The following is a 22,504-nucleotide window of genomic DNA, read 5'->3' on the forward strand; positions in this document are numbered from 1 at the left end:
TTTTTTACGATAAATTAAACCTTGTAATTCTCTTTCAGATTCATAATAATACATTTAAATCAAACAAACCTTTAATCATTTTATCCTAAGAATATTTTTATTCAAGAGAATTTTTTATTTTTTTATTTAAAAAGCTTTAATAATTGTTTTTTTTAATTAGATTGGCTTATTCTACTTTATATTTTATTTATTTGATTTAAATTTTATCATATTTTGATAAAATAATTATAAATTATTCTTTATTGGTATAATAAAGAGTTATTTGATGGTTTAAATTATTATTATTCAAATAAAGGTATTTTTAGATTTAACTCAATATTTTTGATTATTTTCATTTAAACATTATATTTACTTATTTTTTTATTAATTGGATTATTGTAATGTTATATATTCACCTATAAAAGATTTTTATCCATTTTATATAAATTTTTTTAAAGGAAAGATTTATATTAAATAATTTAGTTAAGATTATATAACATTAAAAAGAATTTTTTAGTTTAGATGAGTTATTTAGTTTAATGGAATAAATAAGTTATAAGTTCTAAACTTATTTCATTCTTAATAAATTCATCATAAATTTATAAATTAAATTTGTTTATAAATTATAATCATTTAATTAATTAATATTATTTATTAAAAAATTTAGTTAAGATAATATTGTAATATTAATTTATTTTTTTTTAATGTATTGAGGAATGTATTGAGGTGAAAATATTTCGAAGAAAAATAAAACATTAGTTCTATTGATTTTTTCATTGTTTATTATTACAATGGCATCAGTATCTGCAAGTGATGTTAGTGATATTTCAAATAATCAAACAGATATTTATTCAAGTCATGATTTATCTAATTCTATAAATTCTGATGATTCTGCTTCTAGCATGGAAAAGTCTGATTTGGATAATATTATCAGTAGTACTGAGAATTCTATAAATTCTGATGATTCTGATTCTGAACTAAGTTCTTCTAGTGAAGATAGTATTAGTAATAAAGATTCTAATTCCAAAATTAGTTCTAGTTCTGAAAATATCATTGTAAGTTCTTCTGATAAAGAAATTTTATCAAATTCAAGTAATTCTGGTGATAATTCAGCTAGTCTTTATGCAGAAGTATATGAAACTACTAAAGCAGAATATAAGGCTGTTACAAAGGAATATACAGCTGGAAATATAATTTATGAAGTTAAAGCATATGATATAGTCAACTATAATGGAACAAAATATAAATCTCCTTTGTATAATCAAAAAATTAATTTAAGAGTTTATACTGGTACTAGTTATAAAAATTATCATGCTTATGTTGATAATGATGGTGTAGCTTCATTCAAAATACCTAAACTAGCTCGTGGTAGTCATAAAGTTGAAATTTATATTTCTTCTAAAAAGAGAGGCACATCCTATATTAAAGTTATTAAAGCAAGTACTAAAGTAACTGCTCCATCTAAAACAGTTAAACTTAAAAGAAATAGTTATTTTTATGTAACTGTTAAGGATAGTTCTAATAATGCTATAAAAAGTCTTAAACTTAAAGCTAAGGTTTACACAGGTAAAAAATATAAGGCTTATACTATTAAAACTAATTCAACAGGGGTGGCTAAACTTGAAACTAAAGATTTTGGCTTAGGTACTCATAAAGTGATTATTGGTTCCGGAAATAACAATTATACTGTTAAAGAAAATTCTAAGATTATAGTTAAAAGATCTGTTCCTATAAATAATAAACTTAAAGTTTCTTCACCAAATAAATCTGTAATTTATAAGAAAGGTCATTATTTTTATGTAACTGTTAAAAAAAGTACTAAAGCCGTTAAAAGTCTTAAACTTAAAGTTAAGGTTTATACAGGTAAGAAATATAAGACTTATACTATTAAAACTAATTCTAAAGGTCAAGCTAAGTTAAAGACAAATCAATTTGCTTTAGGTACTCATAAAGTAGTTATTCAATCAACTAAAAAAGGTTACAAATTTACTAAAAATTCTAAAATCATAGTTAAAAAAGATACCGTCTCTAATTCAACAAAACCAGCAACTTTAGTATCTCTACATCATTATGAGAGGAATAATGGGACTTATTATGCATTATTGCGTTGGAATTCTAAAAAGGGTGTTAATTATCAAGTTTTAAGAAATGATGCAAATGGTTTTGAAGTAATTTCTGTGGTTAAAGCGAATTCTACAAAAACATCATTTTCTCAAAAAGTTGATAAAGGTAAGTTATATACCTATTCCGTTAGAGAGATAATAGAAAAAGGTAGTAAAGAAAAAATATATGGGCCTTATGATCGAGTTGGTTTGAAGCTACTTACTAATCCTAAGGTTAATGTTGATTTTCAGAATTTAAAAGCTAATGTTGGTTGGACTAAAGTTCCTAATGCAACAAAATACAGAGTATTTAGAAAAATTGGCAGAGGTGGAGAATACAAATGCATTGCTATTGTTGATGGAAAAAAGTCAAATTACACTGATCATTATTATAAATCTAAAGGAGAATTAGTATCATTAATGAGTAATACATTTATTGATTCCAGTTATAATGATTTGTTTTATACTGTTCGTGCATGTAATGTTAAAACAGCAAATGGTGTTAAAAAAACTAGTTTTGGTTTGTATTTATTAGATGGGGATTTCCATCTAGAGGCTCCTTCAATAGTTTCTCTTCAGAATAATGAAATCAAATGGGGTAAAGTACCAAATGCTGATGGTTATTTAATACTTAAAAGAAATAGTTCTGAAAATGAATGGGAGAAAATTGCACAAGCTAAATCAACAGGAACAATGGTTCAATCTTTAGATATAGGTGAAATTGATAATTCTTCATATTATACTGTACAAGCATATGCTCTTAAAAATGGACTAACTGTTTACAGTAAATATGATGAGGGTTTCACTCGTATAAACTTCAAAGAAGAACATGCATTACAAAAAATATTATTCATTGGAGATAGTATTACCTATGGTTCACCTTATAAAGATGTTTTAACTAGACATATTTTTTCTATTCCTAATAGAGTAGCACAATTACTGGGATGTAATTTTTACAATCCATCTATTCCAGGTTCAACTTACCATGATTTAGGTCAGTATGAAAATGGATCAAATATTGAAAATACTAACTATTATAGATATCGTATTACTAGAGAAGTTGTAGATCCAATATCTGTAGGAGAACTTCCAGCTAATTGGGAGGATCTTGATACTGCAAAAAATAGTGAAGGTGTAACAAATACTTCTATTGAAGATTATAATATTGTTGTATTAGCAGCTGGAACCAATGATTATCTTGATAATAGTGTATTAGGATCCAAGGATAGTAATGACACTTTTACTTTCAATGGTGCATTAAATCATATTTTAGGAAAAATAGAAGAAGCTAGTATTAAACGTATTGGTGAAGGAAAAGAAGCTATTAAAGTAATATTTGTTGATTTGTATTATTCTGATCGTACTTATGTTCTTAAAGAAATACATAATAGGGATACAACTCCAAATAAAATTGGTTTGTTATTAACTGATTATCAAAAGGCATTAGATGGACAACTTGAAAAATGGAATAGTAGTGAATATTTATCTTTCTATAATTTTAAGACAAGAGACTACAACATTGTTAATTCAGATAATTGTCCATATGTTTCATCAGATAATTTACATTTCACAAAATTCACTTATGGTCAGTATGGTAATGTTTTTGCACAATTCCTTGTAGATAAGGTTTTCTAGAATAGCTTAGTAAAATTTAATTGATATATTTTGAGGATGTAGAAATACTAGATCTTTATTTTTTATTTTTATTTTTTATTTTTATTTTTTCAATTTATTTTTTTAGTTCTTTTTTAGTATTTTTTTATTCTATTTTTTGTTGTTTATTATTATTTTTTCAATTTATTTTTTTTAGTATTTTTTTATTCTATTTTTGTTGTTTATTATTATTTTTTCAGTAATTTTTTCTATCTTTTTTTCTAATTTATTTAATTTTATAATAATATTTAATAAATACTTTATATAAATATTAAACTAGGATGTTTTATTTATTGAAATTATTTAATTTTATTAGATTTTTAATATGATGTTAAATTTGCTTTTAATTAATAATTAATTTTTAATTTTCAATAAATACATTTTTAATAATTATTTTTATTATTCATTATATTTGGAGGAATATTTTGACAAATAAGGAAATTCCTAAAGATTATGACCATAAAAACGAAGAAAAATGGCAGGAAAAATGGGAAGAAGATGAAATTTATAAATTTATAGGTGATGGAACAAAACCAAGATATATTATAGATACTCCACCACCTTATCCAACTGGATTACTTCATATGGGTCACATTTTAAACTGGGCTTATATGGATTTTAATGCAAGATACAGAAGAGAAAAAGGTATGGATGTATTATTCCCACAGGGATGGGATTGTCATGGCCTTCCCACTGAAGTAAAAGTAGAAGAAACTCATAATATCAAGAAAAATGATGTTACAAGGGCGGAATTCAGAGATATGTGTACTGATTTGACATCACATAATATTGAAGTTATGAGGGGACAAATGAGAGCTGTTGGCTTTTCACAAGATTGGAGTAGGGAATATATCACTATGACTCCAGAGTATAGAAGAAGAACCCAGTTATCCTTTTTAAAAATGTATAATCAAGGGTTAATTTACCAAGGTATTCACCCTGTAAACTGGTGTCCTAGATGTGAAACAGCTATTGCTTTTGCTGAAGTAGAATATAGCAACAACAACACTTTCTTAAATTATGTAAACTTTCCACCTGCAGATGTTCCAGAGGAAGTGCTTGTGAATGTGGATGGTAATTCTTATGTAAGATATGATGATTATTCAGACAAAGCAGATGCTTCTGTACCTGGTGTATTAATTGCTACCACTCGTCCTGAACTTATGTCTGCTTGTGTAGCAGTGGTAGTTCACCCTGATGATGAAAGGTATAACTCTCTTTTAGGTAAATATGTAGAAGTACCTTTATCTGGTCAAAAAGTTAAAATTATTGCTGATGAAGAAGTAGATATGGAATATGGTACTGGTGCAGTAATGATTTGTACTTTTGGAGATAAAACCGATGTTGCTTGGGTAAATAAACATGATTTGGATGTTATTGAAGCCATATCTGAAGAAGGTATCTTAACTGAAGCTGCAGGTAGATATGAAGGTATGGAGTTACAGGATGCAAAAAAACAAACCATAGAAGATTTAAAATCTGAAGGTTACTTAACTAAGCAAGAAGAAGTAGATCAAAATCTAGGGCAATGTTGGAGATGTAAAACTCCTATTGAAATTTTAGTTAAAAAACAATGGTTTGTAGCTGTAACTAAAATGATTGATGAAAGTAAAAAAGCTTCAAATGAAATGCACTGGGTTCCAGAACACATGGAAAGCCGTTTATTAAACTGGGCAGATTCTATGGAATGGGATTGGTGTATTTCAAGACAAAGATTATTTGCAACTCCCATACCTGTTTGGTATTGTAAAGACTGTGGTAAAGTTATTTTGCCAAAAGAAGAACAATTACCAATTGATCCTACTGTAGATAAACCACTTGAACCTTGTGAATGTGGTTGCAGTGAATTTATTGGTGAAGAGGATGTATTAGATACTTGGATGGATAGTTCTATTTCTCCACTATCTGTTGCAGACTGGCCAAATCCTGGTTGGGAGAATATTTTCCCATCAAATATTCGTCCACAAGGGCATGACATTATTAGGACTTGGGCATTTTATACAACCCTTAGATGTTTAGCTTTAACTGGCCTAAAACCATTTGATGAGATTGTAATTAATGGTATGGTCTTTGGTGAAGATGGTTACAAAATGAGTAAATCTCGTGGAAATGTAACTGGCCCTGAAGAAGTTATTGCTGAATATGGTGCTGACTCATTAAGATTATGGGCTGCAAACAGTGTTCCTGGTTCTGATGTAGCATTTGATTGGAAAAATATCAAACATGGTTACAAATTTATTAGAAAATTCTGGAATGCATTTAGATTTATTAGTATGCACATCTTTGATGATGAATCTGAAGAAGCTTTAAAAGGAGATATTGATGCAATTAAAGCTAATTTAAACCCAATGGATACTTGGATTTTTGCAAAATTAAATAAAGTTAATAAAATTGTAGATCAAGCATTCTTTGATTATAATTATGCTACTGTAATTAATACTATTGAACAATTTATTTGGCATGATTTCTGTGATGAATATATTGAAGCAGTAAAATACAGGTTATACAATGATGATATTGAGGATACATCAAGAATTGCAGCAAAATATACTTTAAGAACTGTGATTGAAGACTCTTTAAAATTGCTTGCTCCAATTGCACCTTTCTTTGCTGAAGAAGTTTATCAATACTTTGCTAATGAGGACAGTATTCACAATGCCCTTTGGCCTGAAATTGACCCTAACTTAGATTCTACTAAAGTAGAAGAAGATGGTGATTTAGTTATTGAATTAATTGGTGAAGTTAGAAGATTTAAATCTGCTTCTAAAATCCCATTAAATGTACCAGTAGCTAATGTGAATGTTTATCTGAATGAAAAAACTCAAGACTTAAAAGATGTATTTGAGTTTTATGCAGATGATATTAAAAGTACTTTAAAAATCCAAGATTTCCAAATAGATAGTGGTAAACCTGAAGTTTATGAGAAAGTTATTGAAATTGAACCAGACATGAGTAAAATTGGGCCAAGCTTTAAAAAGAATGCAGGCCAAGTTATAGAATTTATTAAGTCAACTAATTGTGATGATATAGCTAGACAATTAGAAGAAAAAGGGGAAATAGCTATTGCTGATGGGGTAATTACTGAAGATTTCTTAAATATGAAAAAAGAAATCGTAGGTGCAAGTGGTAAGAAAGTTGATATTTTACAATCTGAAAAACTTGGTATAATTGTAGAAGTAATTAGATAAATTAATTTCATGAAAAGTTTTATACTTTTCATTAACTATTTTTTTAATATCTTTTTAACATCATTTTAATATCTTTTTTAATATTTTTTTTAATATCTTTTTAATATTTTTTTATTTTTTATTTATTTTTACTTTATTATAAAATGATTAGGGGTAAAATATGAAAGGAATTATTGGTGCGATTGCAGGGGATATCATTGGATCTACTTATGAGTTTCATCCAATTAAAACTAAAGAATTTCCTCTTTTTAATAAAAAATCTACATTTACAGATGACACTATTATGACACTTGCTGTAGCTAAATGGTTAATTAATGATAAAAGTTCTAAAAATGAGTTAATTAAACAATTACAATACTTTGGAAATAAATATCCTCATGGTAGCTATGGAAGAATGTTTAAACAATGGTTAAAAACTGAAAGTCCTTTAGCTTATGGAAGTTGGGGAAATGGTTCTGCTATGAGAGTATCTCCAGTTGGATGGGCTGGAGAAAGTTTAGAAGAAGTTCAAGATTTAGCAAGAATTTCAGCTGAAGTAAGTCATAATCATCCAGAAGGAATTAAAGGAGCATTAGCTACTGCAGATGCGGTTTATTTAGCAAGACTTGCTAGTTCAAAAGAAGAAATTAGAAATCATATTGAGATAAGATATGAATATGATTTGTCTAGAACTTTAGATGAAATTAGGCCAATCTATAAGTTTGATGTTTCTTGTGCAGGTTGTGTACCTGAGGCTATTATTTGTTTTTTAGAAGCTAAAGATTATGAGGACACAATTAGAAATACAGTTTCTTTAGGTGGAGATGCAGATACTCAAGCAGCTATTGCAGGAGCTATTGCCGCTGCATACTGGGAAGTTCCAAGAGACATCCATTATAAAGCAATTAATAGATTGGATTATAGGCTTTTAAAAGTTTTAATTGAATTTGAAGATAAATTTTTATAAATAACTTTCTTATTTCCTTTTTAATTTTTTATTTCTTATCTTATTTTTTTACTTATATTATTTCTTTAGTTATATTATTCCATTACTTATATTATTTCTTTACTTATATTTCTTTAAACTATTTTATTTATTTTAGATAAGTTTATTATTTATTTTAATCATATAATTCTATAAGAAATATTTAGTAAATTAATGATTAATATTATTGTTAATTAATCAAAGGATTGTAATAAATGAATCTTAAAATAAAAAACTTTAAAGAGATTAAAGGAACTGTTAAAGCTCCTTCTTCTAAAAGTTATAGTCATAGAGCAGTTATTCTTGCATCTCTTTCTGAAGGAAAATCTAAGTTATTTGATGTTTTATATTCAGAAGATGTTTTATCAACTATAAGAGCATGTCAAGCTCTTGGTGCTAAAATAGATAAAAAGAAAGAAATTATCTTAAAAGGAGATAAAAGTCAAACTATGAGCTATTTAGAACTAGAGGGCACTGGTGGAAAATTACATAACACTAGTCAAGATATGATTGATCTTAGAAACTCTGGAACTACACTAAGAATTATGACAAGTCTAGCAGCATTATCTGATAATGAAGTAATTTTTACAGGTGATGATTCACTTAAAACAAGACCTATGGGTGCTCTTTTAGATGCTTTAGAATCTTTAGGTGTTAAAATAGAATCTTTAAATGATAATAATAAAGCTCCACTTAAGATTTATCCAGGATATGCTGGTGGTGAGGCAGATATTTTAGGAAGTATTAGTTCTCAATTTATATCCTCTATTCTTATTTCAGCTCCTTTATCTGAAAAAGGTGTAGAACTTGAAGTTTATCCAGAATTTGTATCAAAACCTTATGTTGATATGACTATTTCTATTTTAGAAAAATTTGGAATAGCTATTGAAGAAGAGAGATATCAATTTCATGAAACTTGTAAAAAAGAACATACTGAATGTTTAGGAGTTAAATTTAATATAAAGCCACAAAAATACATTGCTTCTGATTATATTGTTGAAGGAGATTATTCCTCAGCTTCTTACTTACTTGCAGCTGTAGCTATTGCTGGTGGTGAGCTAAGAGTTCAAAATTTATTCAGTGATTCTAAACAAGGTGATAAATTTATTCTTGATATTTTAGATGAGATGGGTGCAGATATTATTACATTTGATGATTACCTTACAATTAAATCAGATGGTAAATTAAAAGGAATTGATGTTAATTTAGCAAATGCTCCAGACTTATTAGTTACTGTAGCTATTTTAGGGGCAGTTGCAGAAGGTAAAACAACTATAACTGGTGTAAAACATGGTAGATTAAAAGAAACTGATAGAATTGATACTACCTGTAGAGAACTAGAAAAATTAGATTGTAAACTTGAAGAATTTGAAGATGGAATGACAATTTATGGTCAAACTATTTCAGATGGTATAGTAGAGTCTCACGGTGACCATAGATTAGCTATGGCATTTTCATTACTTGGATTAAAACATGATGTTGAAGTAGAAAATGGAGAATGCTTTGATGTATCATTCCCTAATTTCATTGAACTTATGGATGAAATTGGTATAGAATTAGAGCTTAAATAATTTTTATGATATTTTCTTATTAATATTATTGTTTTATAATAATTATTTTATATGATTATTTTATAATTATTTTATATTATTATTTTATAATTATTTTATATTATTATTCTATAATTATTTTATATTATTATTCTATAATTATTTTATATTGCTATTGTAAATTTATTATAATCATTATACTTGGAGATTGTAAAAATGAATGATGAAGAAAGAATTAGAGAGATTTTTAAAAGATTAAATGAGATTTACACTATCCGTACTTTTCATGACAATGATCCTTATAAAGTATTAATTAGAACAATTTTATCTCAAAGAACAAGGGATGAAAATACAGATCAAGCTGCAAATGCTTTATTTGACAAGTATCCGGATATTTATGCAGTAGCTGATGCTCCAGTTGAACATGTACAAGAATTAATAAGGCCTGCAGGATTTTATAGAGTTAAGGCAGCACGTATTTTAGAAGTTTCAAGAATATTAATAGACCAATATGGTGGAGAAGTTCCAAGAGAAATAGATGAAATGCTTAAACTTCCAGGTGTAGGTAGGAAAACAGCTAATTGTGTAATTGTATTTGCGTTCCAAGATGCAGCTATTCCAGTAGATACTCATGTCCATAGAATATCTAATAGGTGGGGAATTGCTGATACAAAAGAACCTGAAGAAACTGAAGTAGTTTTAACTGAAAAAGTACCTAAAGAGCTTTGGGTAGATTTAAATGATTTGATGGTTCAGTTTGGCCAGACTATTTGTCGTCCAATAGGCCCCCAATGTGATAAATGCCCACTTACAGACCTTTGTGATTATCTAAGTAAGTTAGAATAAATACATTAAACTACTCTTCCAATAAGATTATATTTTTAGGATCTATTTTTAAATACTTGGGAATCACAAATTCATGCTCATGAATCTGTTTGTCAATTTTCCACCATAAACCATTTGCTAAGGTTATTTCCCATTCAAAAGGCATTTCTAATTTTGTTGAATTTTCAGTATCAATCGCATTAACATCATCTTTTTCAGCAGGAGAAAAATCATGTGCTCTTATTCCAATATGAGTAATATTAGGTGAAATCTTTTCAGATACTTCGAATATAAGTCCCCAATCTAAAGATTTAAGGTGATGCTCATCTATAACTTCGATTTTAGAAATATTTTTACATCCTGTAAGTCTAGCAACTTGAACTTTTTTTGGATTCTCAAATACTTCATGAGTATCTCCTTTTGCAATGATTTTACCTTTATCTAATATTAAAAGTTCATCACAAAACTGGAATGCTTCGTCACGATCATGGGTAACCAGGATAGAAAATCCATCGAAATCTTTCAGTGAATTAACGAGTTCAATACGTAATTGTTCTTTTAAGAAAGCATCCATAGCACTAAAGGGTTCATCTAACAATATAACATCAGGGCCATAAGCTAAGATACGAGCTAAGGCTACTCTTTGCTGCTGACCTCCAGACAATTGTCGAGGATATCTTTTTTCTAAGCCATCTAAATGAAAACGTTTAATCATCTCAGATAGACTTTTCTCATTATAATCTTTAGACAAACCAATAGCAATATTTTCTTCAACAGTCATATTAGGAAATAAAGCATAATTCTGAAATAAGTAACCTACATTTCTACTTTGAGGTTTTAAATTAATTTTTTTATTAGAATCGAAATAAATAGTTTCTTCCTTAGTAATTAAACTTATAGCACCATTATCTGGAGTTACAATACCTGTAATCGATTTCAATGTCATACTTTTACCACAACCGGAAGGACCGAGAATTCCCAAACGCCCTTTTTTCAATTTAAAATCAATATCCAAGTCAAATTCTTTAAGCTTCTTTTGGATATTTATTTTTAACAATTTATCACTCATAATCCTCCCTCTTAACATATAAAAATAACAATTTATTGAAATCCTTTTTTACTTAAAATTGCACACTGGCCAAAATTTTTAAATTACTCTAAATTAAATATAAAATTCTAAAAATACTTTAAATTTAGTTTAACTTAAAATATTATTTTAAAATTAAAAAATAAGAAACATTAAACTATATCTATTAAAAATAGAAATAAATATTATTATAAAATTTAAAATATTAATTTCCCAATCTTATTTTGCTCATCCATTACAATTAAATCTTTCGGATTTTAAATTAGAAAATCCGGAAAATCTTGCATTGAAAAATAATCAAAGGTCCAAAAATGAATTTAACAAGAATAAATTAGAATTTTTTATAAACTAAATTCACAATATTGTCTAAAAACTTATTTAAATCTAAAATAGAATAACCAATAAAATAAAAAAATATATTTCTATTATCATCATATAGTAAATTATTTCCATTGTTTTTCTTTACGTATAGAAACAAAATCCATAATAAAAATAGCTATAAATGATATGATAACAATGACTATTACATAATTAAAAGCATCTCCCATATTACCAGCAGCTACTTCAGAGTAAACAGCCATAGGGAGAGTTCTGGTTTCTCCGGCAATATTACCTGCAAGCATAGCTGTAGCACCAAATTCACCTAAACCACGGGCATAAGCAAGAATTCCACCACTAATAATTCCAGGTAATGCATTTGCAAATAAAACTTTCCAGAAAATTTTCCACTCTGACATACCTAATGTACGGCCAGCATCTAATAGGTTAGAGTCAACTTGTTCAAATGCACCTCTAGCAGAACGATACATTAAAGGAAAAGACATGACTACTGCAGCAATAACAGTTGCAGGCCATGAAAAAGCTATTTTCACAGTAAAAAAGTCTATAAAAAACTTACCTATTGGTCCTCTAACACCAAAAATATACAATAAGAAGAATCCTACTACTGTAGGAGGTAATACAATTGGAAGTGTAAAAATACCATCAAGTACAATTTTTGTTGTGTCATTTTTAATCTTAACAATACCCCAAGCAACAATCAAACCTAAGAAAAAGGTTATAAAAATTGACAAACTTGCAGTTTTCATTGAGATTAAAATAGGGGACCAATCCATCATGTCTTTATCTCCTTTAACATTATTAACTATTCACATGAATAATACAATATTAAATCTATTCATGAATAGTAAAACCATATTTAACAAATATATCTTTAGCTTCTTTAGTTTGTAAGAATTCAACGAATGCTTTTGCAGCATCTGGATCTTTTGAATCTTTAAGTACAGCTACAGGATAAATGACAGGGGTTTTTAAAGCATCCTCAGGAGCTTCACAAACTACTTTAACCTCATCAGTAGATTTAGCATCAGTAGAGTATACAATACCACATTCAGCAGATCCTTGAGCTACTTGGTTTAATACAGCAGTTACATCAGTACCTAAAGATAATTTAGGTTTAACATCATCCCAGATACCAAGGTTGGTTAATGCTTCTTTAGCATATTGTCCTGCAGGTACAGATTCAGGGTCACCAATAGCAATGTGGCCCTTTACATTTTTTAAATCATTGAATGAAGATATATTAGAACTTGAGTCCTTAGGTACAATTAAAACAACTTTATTTTCTAAAAATTGCACATTGGTACTATTATCAATTAAACCTTCATCAGCTAAAGCGTCCATCTGTTTATTAGCAGCAGACATGAATACATCTGCTTCTAAACCATTTTCAATTTGAGATTGCAAATCCCCACTTGAAGCATAAGTAGGAGTAACTTTTACACCGGGATATTTTTCTTCAAACATAGGAATTAAATCATTATCATAAGCATTTTTTAAACTAGCTGCTGCAGCTAAATTAATTTCTTGTCCATCTAAGTTAGTGCTGGTAGTTTCTAATGAACCAGTAGCCCATAAACCTACACCAACAACCACTAATATAGCTATAGCAGCAATAATTATCTTTTTATTAGATTTCATAGTTATCCTCCTTTTTGAATAATTTATATAAAAAAACACTATCAGATATCAAATATAATAATCAAAGATTAATAAAAAGGCAATTACGAATAAGTTTATTCTGCACATCAACTGACTAGAGATGTTTCATCAATATTTTAAGCTAGATTTGCATCGCTAGTGAAACTGCAGATAATAAAATTACAGCAATCAAAAATAAGATTAAATAACTAATTTTTATTCAATTTCATAATATCTTTCAATCATTCCTTTCCAAATCTTAAATTATAATTTAATTATCATGATTAGTAATTATAATTTATTAATAGGGATATATAAATATTTTCATATCGGATTAAAGGCTATTTCAAAGACTTTTGGGATTTTTTATGTTTCATTTTTTTCATCTTTCAATGATTTAGTTTTAGAATGAATCTTTTTAAAAGTCCTAGTTCTATTTTATTGGCATTTATATACTTTGGAAATATTTTTTTGGAAGATATTTTCAATTTTATTGTTTGTTTATGAAATATTCCTGTTTTTAAAGGTCTGTAGTTAATTTTTTAAACTAAGGAAAGATGAACTTTTAAAAAAATTTCGTCAGTGAACTTATTTTTTGGCTAATTTTTACTCATTAGTTCATATCGCATTTTTTCAGTATTTATTAAAAGAAAATATACTCTAAAATCAGTTGAAATGACCCTTTATTTGGATGTATTTTTATAATCAATACTAGTATCATGGGGATTTTAGTTAAAAACAGCTATATAACAATTATCAGAAAACTAAAATGGTCACATTCTTAAAATTTTTGAAATTGTTGGAAAAATGAATTCTTAATCTTTGTATGGATATTGGAAATTGTTGGAAAAAAAGAATTTAATATATTAATTGATATTTTATGATAGAATTAAACTAATTTTGTTTGGCTTGTTTTATCAAGTGAAATTATAGGACTATCCCTCACTACTTTTTTACCTTGAATCAGTAGCCCATCTAATTCAAGAAGTGTTTTTTTAGATTCAAGTCCTCCTGCAAACCCATTAAAACCACCAATTGTTTTATCTGCTTTTATAGTTCTATGGCAGGGAATAATGATTGGGAAAGGATTTTTAGCAAGTGCAGTACCGACTGCCCTATAAGCTTTAGGGCTACCAATTGCTTTTGCTATATCTTTATATGTATTTACAGTTCCTTTTTTACTATTAAATTCAGTTTCTAATACTTTTCTTTGAAATGGTTTTAACTTATCTAAATTAAGATCTTCTAATGAAAATTTATACTTTTTTTCATTAAAATAGTTATCAATCTCTTTTAATAGATTATTTAATCTCTTAGATTTTTTATTAATAGCTAATTCTCCTTCTTTTTCATATTTTTCTTTAGCTATTTGAGATGATGTTTTATTTGGATTGGAAATTATTATTTCTTCAATTTGAAATCGTGGTTTTCTCCTCCAGATAATTGTTATTTCTCCAATTGGGCTTGAATTAATTATGTGTTTAAAGAGAGTCATTTTATCATCTTTTTTAAGATTTTTTTTTTATTGTTCTTTTTATTTTAGTTTATAGTTTATTATATTTATTATAATAAATTATTTTATTATAATTAATTATTTCATTATAATTGATTATTTATTATATTTAATACGTTTATTATAATATTAGTTATTATTTTTTAATTATTTATTTTTGCTGAAATTTAGAATATCTATAGAAATATTTATATATCATCATTTAATAATTATTATATAACAATCGTTATATTTTTAATTTTGTTAAAATTTTAAATAAAATAAATTATTAAATAGATATATTATAATAAAATATTAATTTTCAATTGACTTTTAGAAAGGATTTTAGCGATAATTTATTTTTTATATTATTTTTAATGATTTTAAATATATTTTTTTTAATGATTTTAAAACTTGATATTAATTCAGATTAAAATTTTATAGATGTGTTATTATGGTAAATATTCCTAAGATAAAAAGAGGCATAGCTAAGGATATGACAGAAGCTATTGGAAATACACCTCTTGTAAGATTAAACAAATTAACAAAAGGATTAGAAGCTGATGTTTTAGTAAAATTAGAGTCTTTTAATCCAGTAAGTAGTATAAAAGATCGTGTTGCAGTTAATTTAATTGAAACTGCAGAAAAAGATGGATTACTTAAAGAAGATTCTGTAATTATTGAACCAACAAGTGGTAATACTGGTATTGGTCTTGCTTTTGTATCTGCTACAAAAGATTATAAATTAATTTTAACCATGCCTGAGACAATGTCTATTGAAAGAAGAAAACTTTTAACAGTACTTGGTGCAGAAATTGTTTTAACTCCTGGAAGTGAAGGTATGGCTGGAGCTATTGCTAAGGCAAATGAACTTGCAGAAAATACTCCAAATTCATTTATACCACATCAATTTGAAAATAAGGCAAACTCTGAAATTCATAGATTAACTACTGGGCCTGAAATCTACAGGGATACTGATGGTAAAGTAGATATTGTTGTATCTGCTGCTGGAACAGGTGGAACTGTAACTGGTATTGCACAGTATATTAAAGAGAAAAAACCAGAATTTAAAGCAGTTGCAGTTGAACCTTATAGTTCTCAAACTTTAGGAAAAGGTGAAAAAGGACCTCATAAAATACAAGGTATCGGTGCAGGATTCGTTCCAGATGTCATTGACTTAGACATTATTGATGAGATTATTCCTGTAAAAGATGAGGATGCAGCTAATACTTTATTAAGACTTGCAAGAGAAGAAGGTATTTTCACAGGTATTTCATCAGGTGCAGCTACTTGGGCAGCTATAGAACTTGCAAAACGTCCTGATAATAAAGGAAAAACAATTGTAGTTATTTTACCTGATACTGGTGAAAGATATCTATCTACTGAATGGATATTTGGAGATTTATTCTAAATATAATTTATCTGCTGAATGGATATTTGGTGATTTATTCTAAAAATAAGTCTTCTTTATTTTTTTTAAAATTATTAATCAAAATTTGATTTTAAACTATTTTTTTTATTTTTTGCTTATAATTTTTTTATCACTTTCGAAATAGTTTATATACTAAAAAAATAAAATATAACTTTGTTATTATAACTTGTGTTAAGTTTATATTAAATTACTTATAAATATAAATATAGTCTTAATTAACAATAGTTAATTATTGAAGATAAATTGTTTTTTAATATATCATTTTTATAATACTTATTGATAAAATGGTGAAAATATGTTTGATAGTTTAAAAGAAGAGCTCCGTGCTGCAAAAAATAAGGATCCTGCTGCAAGAAGTAATTTTGAGATTCTTTGTTGCTACCCTGGAGTATGGGCTATTATTTTACATAGATGGAATCATTGGCTTTGGACTCATAATTTGCCATTTTGGGGGAGATTTTTCTCTCAAATATCTAGATTTTTAACAGGGATTGAAATTCACCCTGGTGCTCAAATAGGTAAAAGAGTCTTTATTGATCATGGAATGGGTATTGTAATAGGTGAAACAACTATTGTTGGGGATGATGTTTTAATTTATCAAGGGGTTGTTCTTGGTGGAACCAGCTTAAGTAAAGGTAAAAGACACCCAACTGTTGAAGATGCAGTTGTAATTGGTTCTGGAGCAAAAGTTTTAGGAAATATTACATTAGGCAATTCTTCTAAAATTGGTGCTGGAGCTGTTGTTTTAAATGATGTTCCTCCAGGTGCTACTGCTGTTGGTGTACCAAGTAGAGTTATTTATGAAGAACAAAAAACTGTAGAAGATTTAAATCATGATTTCTCAGACCCAGTTGCATCAGCTATTGATTTACTTTTAGAACGTCAAGTAGAGCTTGAAAAACAAATTAATATTTTAAATCAAAAATTAGATATTGAAAAAACTGGAATTATTCGAGATTCTGAAATTGAAGAAGTATTTAAGGAAGTTGATGAATAATCTAATATTTTATTAACATTTAGGACTAATATTTTATTAGCATTTAAGATAAATATTTTATTAGCATTTAGGACTAATATTTTATTAGCATTTAAGATAAATATTTTATTAACATTTAGGAGATATTTTATGAAACCACCTTGCGAAATGGTAGTATGGTATATTATACCAGCTATAAGATCTGAATTAGCAAAAGATTTATTAAAATTAGGTATGAAACAAAAAAAGATATCTGAATTAATGGATATTACTCAACCTGCTGTATCTCAATATTTAACAGATAAAAGAGGTAGTGGCATTGAGTTTAATGATGATGTTAAAGCATTAATTCAAGATTTTGCAAATGACTTAAATGAAGGTACTGCAACTAAGTTAGATATTATTCCACGTACTTGTTATATATGTAAAAGAATCAAAACAGAAGATGTCATTTGTCAAATACATAAAGAAAAGGGAGAAATGCCTGCTGATTGTAAGGCATGTTTAGGCTCTGAAGCAAATACTTTATAAATTAATTATTATTAGTAGTTTCTCTACTAATTTTTATTTTTATTATTTTTTAAATAATATATTAATTTAATTATTTCACTATTATTTTTAGTTTAGCTTATTTTATTTTAAAATGTTTTAAGGAGATATAATGGAAATTTATAGTACAATGTCAAGGGAAAAAGAAGAGTTGAATACATTATTTGAAGATAAAATTAAACTCTTTGTTTGTGGCCCTACAGTTTATGATGATGCTCATATTGGTCATGGAAGAACTTACATTTCCTTTGATACTATTAAAAGATATTTAGAATTTAAAGGATATTCTGTATTCTACTTACAAAATATAACTGATATTGATGATAAGATTATCAACAGAGCAAAAGAAAGTGGTGTAGACTCTAAGTTACTTGCAAAGAAATTTGAAAAAAGATTTATAGAAGATATGGATGCTTTAAATGTTAAAAGTGTTAACTATTTTGCAAGAGCTACTGACCATATGGAAGAAATTTTAAATCAAATCCAAAGATTAATCGATAAAGGATTTGCATATCTAACTGAAACTGGAGTTTACTTTGAAGTTGCTAAATTTAAAGATTATGGTAAATTAGCTAACCGTAAAATTGAAGAACTTGAAACTCATAGGATTGATATTGATAGTTCTAAAAAAAGCCCTAACGATTTTGCTTTATGGAAAAATAGAGAGGGGTCTGAATACTCTGGCGAACCTATATGGGATTCTCCATGGGGTAAAGGAAGACCTGGTTGGCATATTGAAGATACAGCTATTACTGAAAAATACTTCGGACCTCAATATGACATTCACGGAGGAGGTCTTGATTTAATATTCCCTCATCATGATTCTGAAATTGCTCAAATGGAAGCAGTATCTGGTAGAGAACCTTTAGTACAATACTGGATGCACACTGGTTTTTTAAATGTTTCAGGAGAAAAAATGTCTAAATCTTTAGGTAACTTTATTACAATTAGAGATTTATTAAAAAATTACTCAGGAGAAACATTTAGATTATTTGTTCTTGCAACTCATTATAGAAGCCCAATAGACTTTAGTGAAGTTAGTTTACATCAAGCTGAAAAAAATATTGCAAAAATTAAAAATTACCTTCAAACCATTGATGAGAAGATTAATGAAGAATTTGAAAAAGCTAATGTTTCAGATGATATTGCTAAATTAGAAGATTTAGAAGAAAATGAAGTTTTAGAAGAATTGATTAGTTTTGATTATTATGAATCTTCTTATGATGTATTAAATGAAGGGGTTGAAGAGTTCTTTAAAAGCATGGATGATGATTTTAGTACTCCTAAAGCTATTGCAGCCATTTTTTCATTTATTAGACAATCTAATAAAGATCTAAATGAAGATAAAATAATTATTGATGATCTTTTAGCAATTAAACACTGGTTTGCAGATATCAGTCAAATTTTAGGAATTAACTTTTTTGACGATAATGATAAAACTAGCGGTGATGAAGAAGGATTATTATCTATAATTGCTGATGTTCGCCAAAAATTAAGAGCTGAAAAGCAATATGATCTATCTGATGAGATTAGAGATAAACTTGTTTCATTAGGTATTGAAGTAAGTGATTAGTTATTATAATCCTTTTTCTTTTTTTATTTTTCTAATTTTTACAAGTTTATAATTATCTACTTTTTTTTAAAATTTTTACTTTTTAAGAAATATTTATAATGTTTTATCATTATCACTATGAAAATTTATTTTTTTTATCTATTTTTTATTTTTTTTTTATTTTTTAGTTAAAATTAAAAATAAAATAATATATATTAGGTTTATTAAAAATATATAACAGTAAATACTTAAAATTCTATTATACTTAATATGGTTTAGAATAATTAGTTTTACTAATTCATTTTCATTATTTTTATGAAATTTTAAATTATTTTTCAATGAAATTTTTTAGATAATTATAAATATTATGATTTTTAAAGTAATTAAAAACATAAAAATAATTCTTAATTATTTATCATTATAAATATGATGAACTACATATTATATAGTAATAAATATTATATTTTGTATGATGAATTTTTAAAATTTATTTATTGTTTTGATAATTGTATTTGAAGCTTATCGATATTTTATTTAAATTTTAAAAAATTTATCAAATTTCAAATATAAATAATTATTAAAATTGATTTGTATAAAGGAGTTAAAATCTATGACTGATCTTACTAAGATGTTTAATCCAGAATCTGTTGCTGTTGTTGGAGCATCAAATTCTGAAGGAAAAGTAGGTTATATTGTTTTAAATAATATTATAAATGATGGTTTTAAAGGAACTATTTATCCTATTAACCCTAAAGATGATGAAGTTCAAGGATTAAAAGCATATAAAAATGTTTCTGATTTACCAGAAGTACCTGACTTTGTAATTATTTCCATTCCAGGAAAATTAGTAAATCCTGTTGTAAAAGAATGTGGTGAATTTGGTGTAAAGAATATGGTAGTTATCTCTGCAGGATTTAAAGAAATCGGTGGAGAAGGAGTTGAAAGAGAAGCTGAGCTTGTTGCCCTTGGTAAAGAGTATGGTATTAATATTATTGGTCCTAATAGCTTAGGTACTACTGATTCTCACACTCCACTTAACTCTTCATTTTCACAAATTATGCCTCCTGAAGGAAATATTGCATTTATTTCCCAAAGTGGAGCTATGATGGTAGCTATTATTGATTGGAGTTTAACTGCAGGAATTGGTTTCAGTAAAATTATTAGTTTAGGTAATAAAGCTGGAACAACTGAAATCGAATTAATTGAATTCTTAGCTGATGACCCAGAAACTGCAGTAGTTATTTGTTACTTAGAATCTATTAGTGAAGATGAAGACTTTATAAGAACTTTAAGAAAAGTATCTTATAAAAAACCAGTAGTTATCTTAAAATCTGGTTCAAGTTCTGCTGGTGCTGAAGCTGCATCATCACATACTGGTGCATTAGCTGGTAGTGACATTGCATTTGATACTGCATTTAAGCAATCTGGAATATTTAGAGTAACTACCATGGATGAATTATTTGATGTTGGTTTAGCATTCTCTAAATGTATGTTGCCTACTGGACGTAATCTTGCAATTATTACTAATGCAGGTGGTGGAGGAGTAGTATCTGTAGATGCTATGGAAAGATATGCTTTAGATCTTGTTAAATTTGATGAAGAAACTAATGCAAGATTAAAAGAAGCTGTACCTGAAGAAGGCAGTATTAAAAATCCTATTGATGTTTTAGGTGATGCTCCTGTTACAAGATATAAAGAATCTTTAGAAATTGTTTTGGATTCTGATGAAGTTGATGGTTTAGTTGTTATGGTATGTCCTACAGCATCTGCCGATGCTGATGGTATTGCTCAAGCTCTTGTTGAAGGTGCAAATGAATTTGATAAACCAGTTATTGCAGTTAATATGGGTGGACCTACCTTTGAAAATGCTAATAAGCTATTAAGAGATAATGGAATTCCTACCTATGTATTCCCTGAAACTGCTGTAAAAGTATTTGATTATCTTGCAAGATTTGCTGCTGTTCAAGAGCGAAACTATGATAATCCAGTAGCAGATATTGATGATGTGGATAAAGAAGCAGTTGAAGCTATTTTTGCTAAAGTAAAAGAAGAAAAAAGAGATACTTTACTTGGTAGTGAAGCTTATGCTGTAGCTGAAGCTTATGGTATTGAAGCAGCTCCTATTAAATTAGCTACTTCACCTGAAGAAGCAGGTACACTTGCTGAACAGATGGATTTCCCAGTTGTACTTAAAATTGCATCTGATAAAATTTTACACAAATCTGATATTGGTGGTGTAAAGGTAGGAATTAAATCTAAAGAAGAAGCTGAAGAAGTTTATAAAGAAATTATAGCTAATGCTAATAAAGCTCATCCAGACATTGTTCCAAATGGTGTAGAAGTTCAAAAAATGATGGATTCTGGTATTGAAGTTCTTGTTGGAATGATTAGAGATATACAATTTGGACCTATGATTGCATTTGGTATGGGTGGAGTACTTGTAAACCTTTTAGAAGATGTTTCATTTAAACTAGCAAAAGGTTTAACTACTGATGAAATTTCTGAGCAAATAGAGAATACTAAGGTTATTGAATTACTTAAAGGTTTCAGAGGAGAAGCTCCTGGGGATATTGATGCTGTTAAATCAGCTATCATCAGAGTAGCTAAATTAACTTTAGACTTCCCTGAAATTTCTGAGCTTGATATTAACCCAATCTTTGTATATGAGAAAGGATCAAGTGCATTAGATATAAAAATTAAATTAGATTAATTATAATAATTAATCTATTATATTTTTTATCATTATATTAATTTTTAATTTATTATTTTTTATTTCTTTTAATTATTAATTTTAAATTTATTATTTTTTATTTCTTTTAATTATTAATTTTTAATTATTATTTTAGCCTTGTAGAAACCTTTTTTAAAAGATTTGTACATGCCTGTAGAAATTATATAAAACATCTTTTAGCTTGGTTTCTTTATTACGTAATTTATCGTTGCGTGAAAAGTTTATACCTGAAAATATTTGCTTTATAACAAAAATTACACTTTCAACATTCATTCTTCTAGAATAGATCTTAGGTCTGAAAATTGTTGAACTATTTAAACGATAATGACCATTTTTGGCTCTTGTTTTAAGTGGTATTTGCTCAAAAGCTAAAGTTTCTTCATTAATACATTTTCTTATTTCTTCAGAATCATAAGCTCTGTCTGCTAAGAAATAATGAGGTTG

At 27.3% G+C, this 22,504-nt stretch carries 15 protein-coding genes; 10 read left to right on the forward strand and 5 right to left on the reverse strand.

All coding sequences use genetic code 11. From position 1 onward, the window contains the following. The first annotated feature begins 755 nt into the window (after nucleotides 1–755). The 5 genes from BM020_RS01700 to BM020_RS01720 all read left to right on the forward strand — a co-directional run bounded on the left by BM020_RS01700 (nucleotide 756) and on the right by BM020_RS01720 (nucleotide 10,282). A complete protein-coding gene (locus BM020_RS01700) occupies nucleotides 756–3,716 on the forward strand; it encodes an SGNH/GDSL hydrolase family protein (protein ID WP_143743931.1) in 2,961 nt (986 codons plus the stop codon). Nucleotides 3,717–4,159: 443 nt separating this feature from the next. Continuing rightward, nucleotides 4,160–6,922, forward strand: coding sequence for a valine--tRNA ligase (locus BM020_RS01705; RefSeq protein ID WP_067147021.1), 2,763 nt, complete (start codon nucleotides 4,160–4,162; stop codon nucleotides 6,920–6,922). A gap of 160 nt (nucleotides 6,923–7,082) precedes the next feature. Beyond that, on the forward strand, nucleotides 7,083–7,868 hold the full coding sequence (locus BM020_RS01710) for an ADP-ribosylglycohydrolase family protein (RefSeq protein WP_143743932.1): 786 nt from the start codon (nucleotides 7,083–7,085) through the stop codon (nucleotides 7,866–7,868). Nucleotides 7,869–8,101: 233 nt separating this feature from the next. Further along, nucleotides 8,102–9,457, forward strand: coding sequence for a 3-phosphoshikimate 1-carboxyvinyltransferase (gene aroA / locus BM020_RS01715; protein ID WP_067147019.1), 1,356 nt, complete (start codon nucleotides 8,102–8,104; stop codon nucleotides 9,455–9,457). Nucleotides 9,458–9,652: 195 nt separating this feature from the next. Then, on the forward strand, nucleotides 9,653–10,282 hold the full coding sequence (locus BM020_RS01720) for an endonuclease III domain-containing protein (RefSeq protein WP_074797994.1): 630 nt from the start codon (nucleotides 9,653–9,655) through the stop codon (nucleotides 10,280–10,282). Between the two features lie 10 nt (nucleotides 10,283–10,292). Here BM020_RS01720 and BM020_RS01725 read toward each other — a convergent pair whose 3' ends face one another. The 4 genes from BM020_RS01725 to BM020_RS01740 all read right to left on the reverse strand — a co-directional run bounded on the left by BM020_RS01725 (nucleotide 10,293) and on the right by BM020_RS01740 (nucleotide 14,823). Continuing rightward, nucleotides 10,293–11,330: a sulfate/molybdate ABC transporter ATP-binding protein gene (locus tag BM020_RS01725; protein WP_074797995.1), complete on the reverse strand. Its 1,038-nt coding sequence runs from the start codon at nucleotides 11,328–11,330 to the stop codon at nucleotides 10,293–10,295. A gap of 461 nt (nucleotides 11,331–11,791) precedes the next feature. Then, a complete protein-coding gene (gene modB / locus BM020_RS01730; RefSeq protein ID WP_082762129.1) occupies nucleotides 11,792–12,466 on the reverse strand; it encodes a molybdate ABC transporter permease subunit in 675 nt (224 codons plus the stop codon). A 55-nt stretch (nucleotides 12,467–12,521) separates the two neighbouring features. After that, complete coding sequence (gene modA / locus BM020_RS01735) at nucleotides 12,522–13,328, reverse strand: molybdate ABC transporter substrate-binding protein (protein WP_067147013.1); 807 nt, start codon at nucleotides 13,326–13,328, stop codon at nucleotides 12,522–12,524. A gap of 889 nt (nucleotides 13,329–14,217) precedes the next feature. Continuing rightward, nucleotides 14,218–14,823, reverse strand: a complete 606-nt coding sequence (locus tag BM020_RS01740; RefSeq protein WP_074797997.1) for a methylated-DNA--[protein]-cysteine S-methyltransferase — start codon at nucleotides 14,821–14,823, stop codon at nucleotides 14,218–14,220. A 451-nt stretch (nucleotides 14,824–15,274) separates the two neighbouring features. Here BM020_RS01740 and cysK point away from each other — a divergent pair, with 451 nt between their 5' ends. The 5 genes from cysK to BM020_RS01765 all read left to right on the forward strand — a co-directional run bounded on the left by cysK (nucleotide 15,275) and on the right by BM020_RS01765 (nucleotide 22,039). Continuing rightward, entirely contained in the window at nucleotides 15,275–16,231 is a 957-nt protein-coding gene (gene cysK / locus BM020_RS01745; RefSeq protein WP_067147009.1) for a cysteine synthase A, read from the forward strand. Between the two features lie 316 nt (nucleotides 16,232–16,547). Further along, on the forward strand, nucleotides 16,548–17,249 hold the full coding sequence (epsC, locus tag BM020_RS01750) for a serine O-acetyltransferase EpsC (protein ID WP_067147006.1): 702 nt from the start codon (nucleotides 16,548–16,550) through the stop codon (nucleotides 17,247–17,249). Nucleotides 17,250–17,378: 129 nt separating this feature from the next. Further along, nucleotides 17,379–17,759 carry a transcriptional regulator gene (locus BM020_RS01755; protein ID WP_067147004.1) on the forward strand — a complete coding sequence of 127 codons (381 nt, stop codon included), beginning with the start codon at nucleotides 17,379–17,381 and terminating at the stop codon, nucleotides 17,757–17,759. A gap of 130 nt (nucleotides 17,760–17,889) precedes the next feature. Beyond that, nucleotides 17,890–19,350 (forward strand): cysteine--tRNA ligase, encoded by a 1,461-nt coding sequence (gene cysS, locus BM020_RS01760; RefSeq protein WP_067147001.1) that lies wholly within the window; start codon nucleotides 17,890–17,892, stop codon nucleotides 19,348–19,350. 589 nt (nucleotides 19,351–19,939) lie between these two features. Then, nucleotides 19,940–22,039, forward strand: a complete 2,100-nt coding sequence (locus BM020_RS01765) for an acetate--CoA ligase family protein (RefSeq protein WP_067146999.1) — start codon at nucleotides 19,940–19,942, stop codon at nucleotides 22,037–22,039. Between the two features lie 153 nt (nucleotides 22,040–22,192). Here the strand turns inward: BM020_RS01765 and BM020_RS09540 are convergent. Continuing rightward, a partial coding sequence (locus tag BM020_RS09540) for a transposase (RefSeq protein ID WP_327037142.1) occupies nucleotides 22,193–22,504 on the reverse strand: 312 nt, incomplete at its 5' end.

This window comes from Methanobrevibacter olleyae (assembly GCF_900114585.1).
GTDB lineage: Archaea > Methanobacteriota > Methanobacteria > Methanobacteriales > Methanobacteriaceae > Methanobrevibacter > Methanobrevibacter olleyae.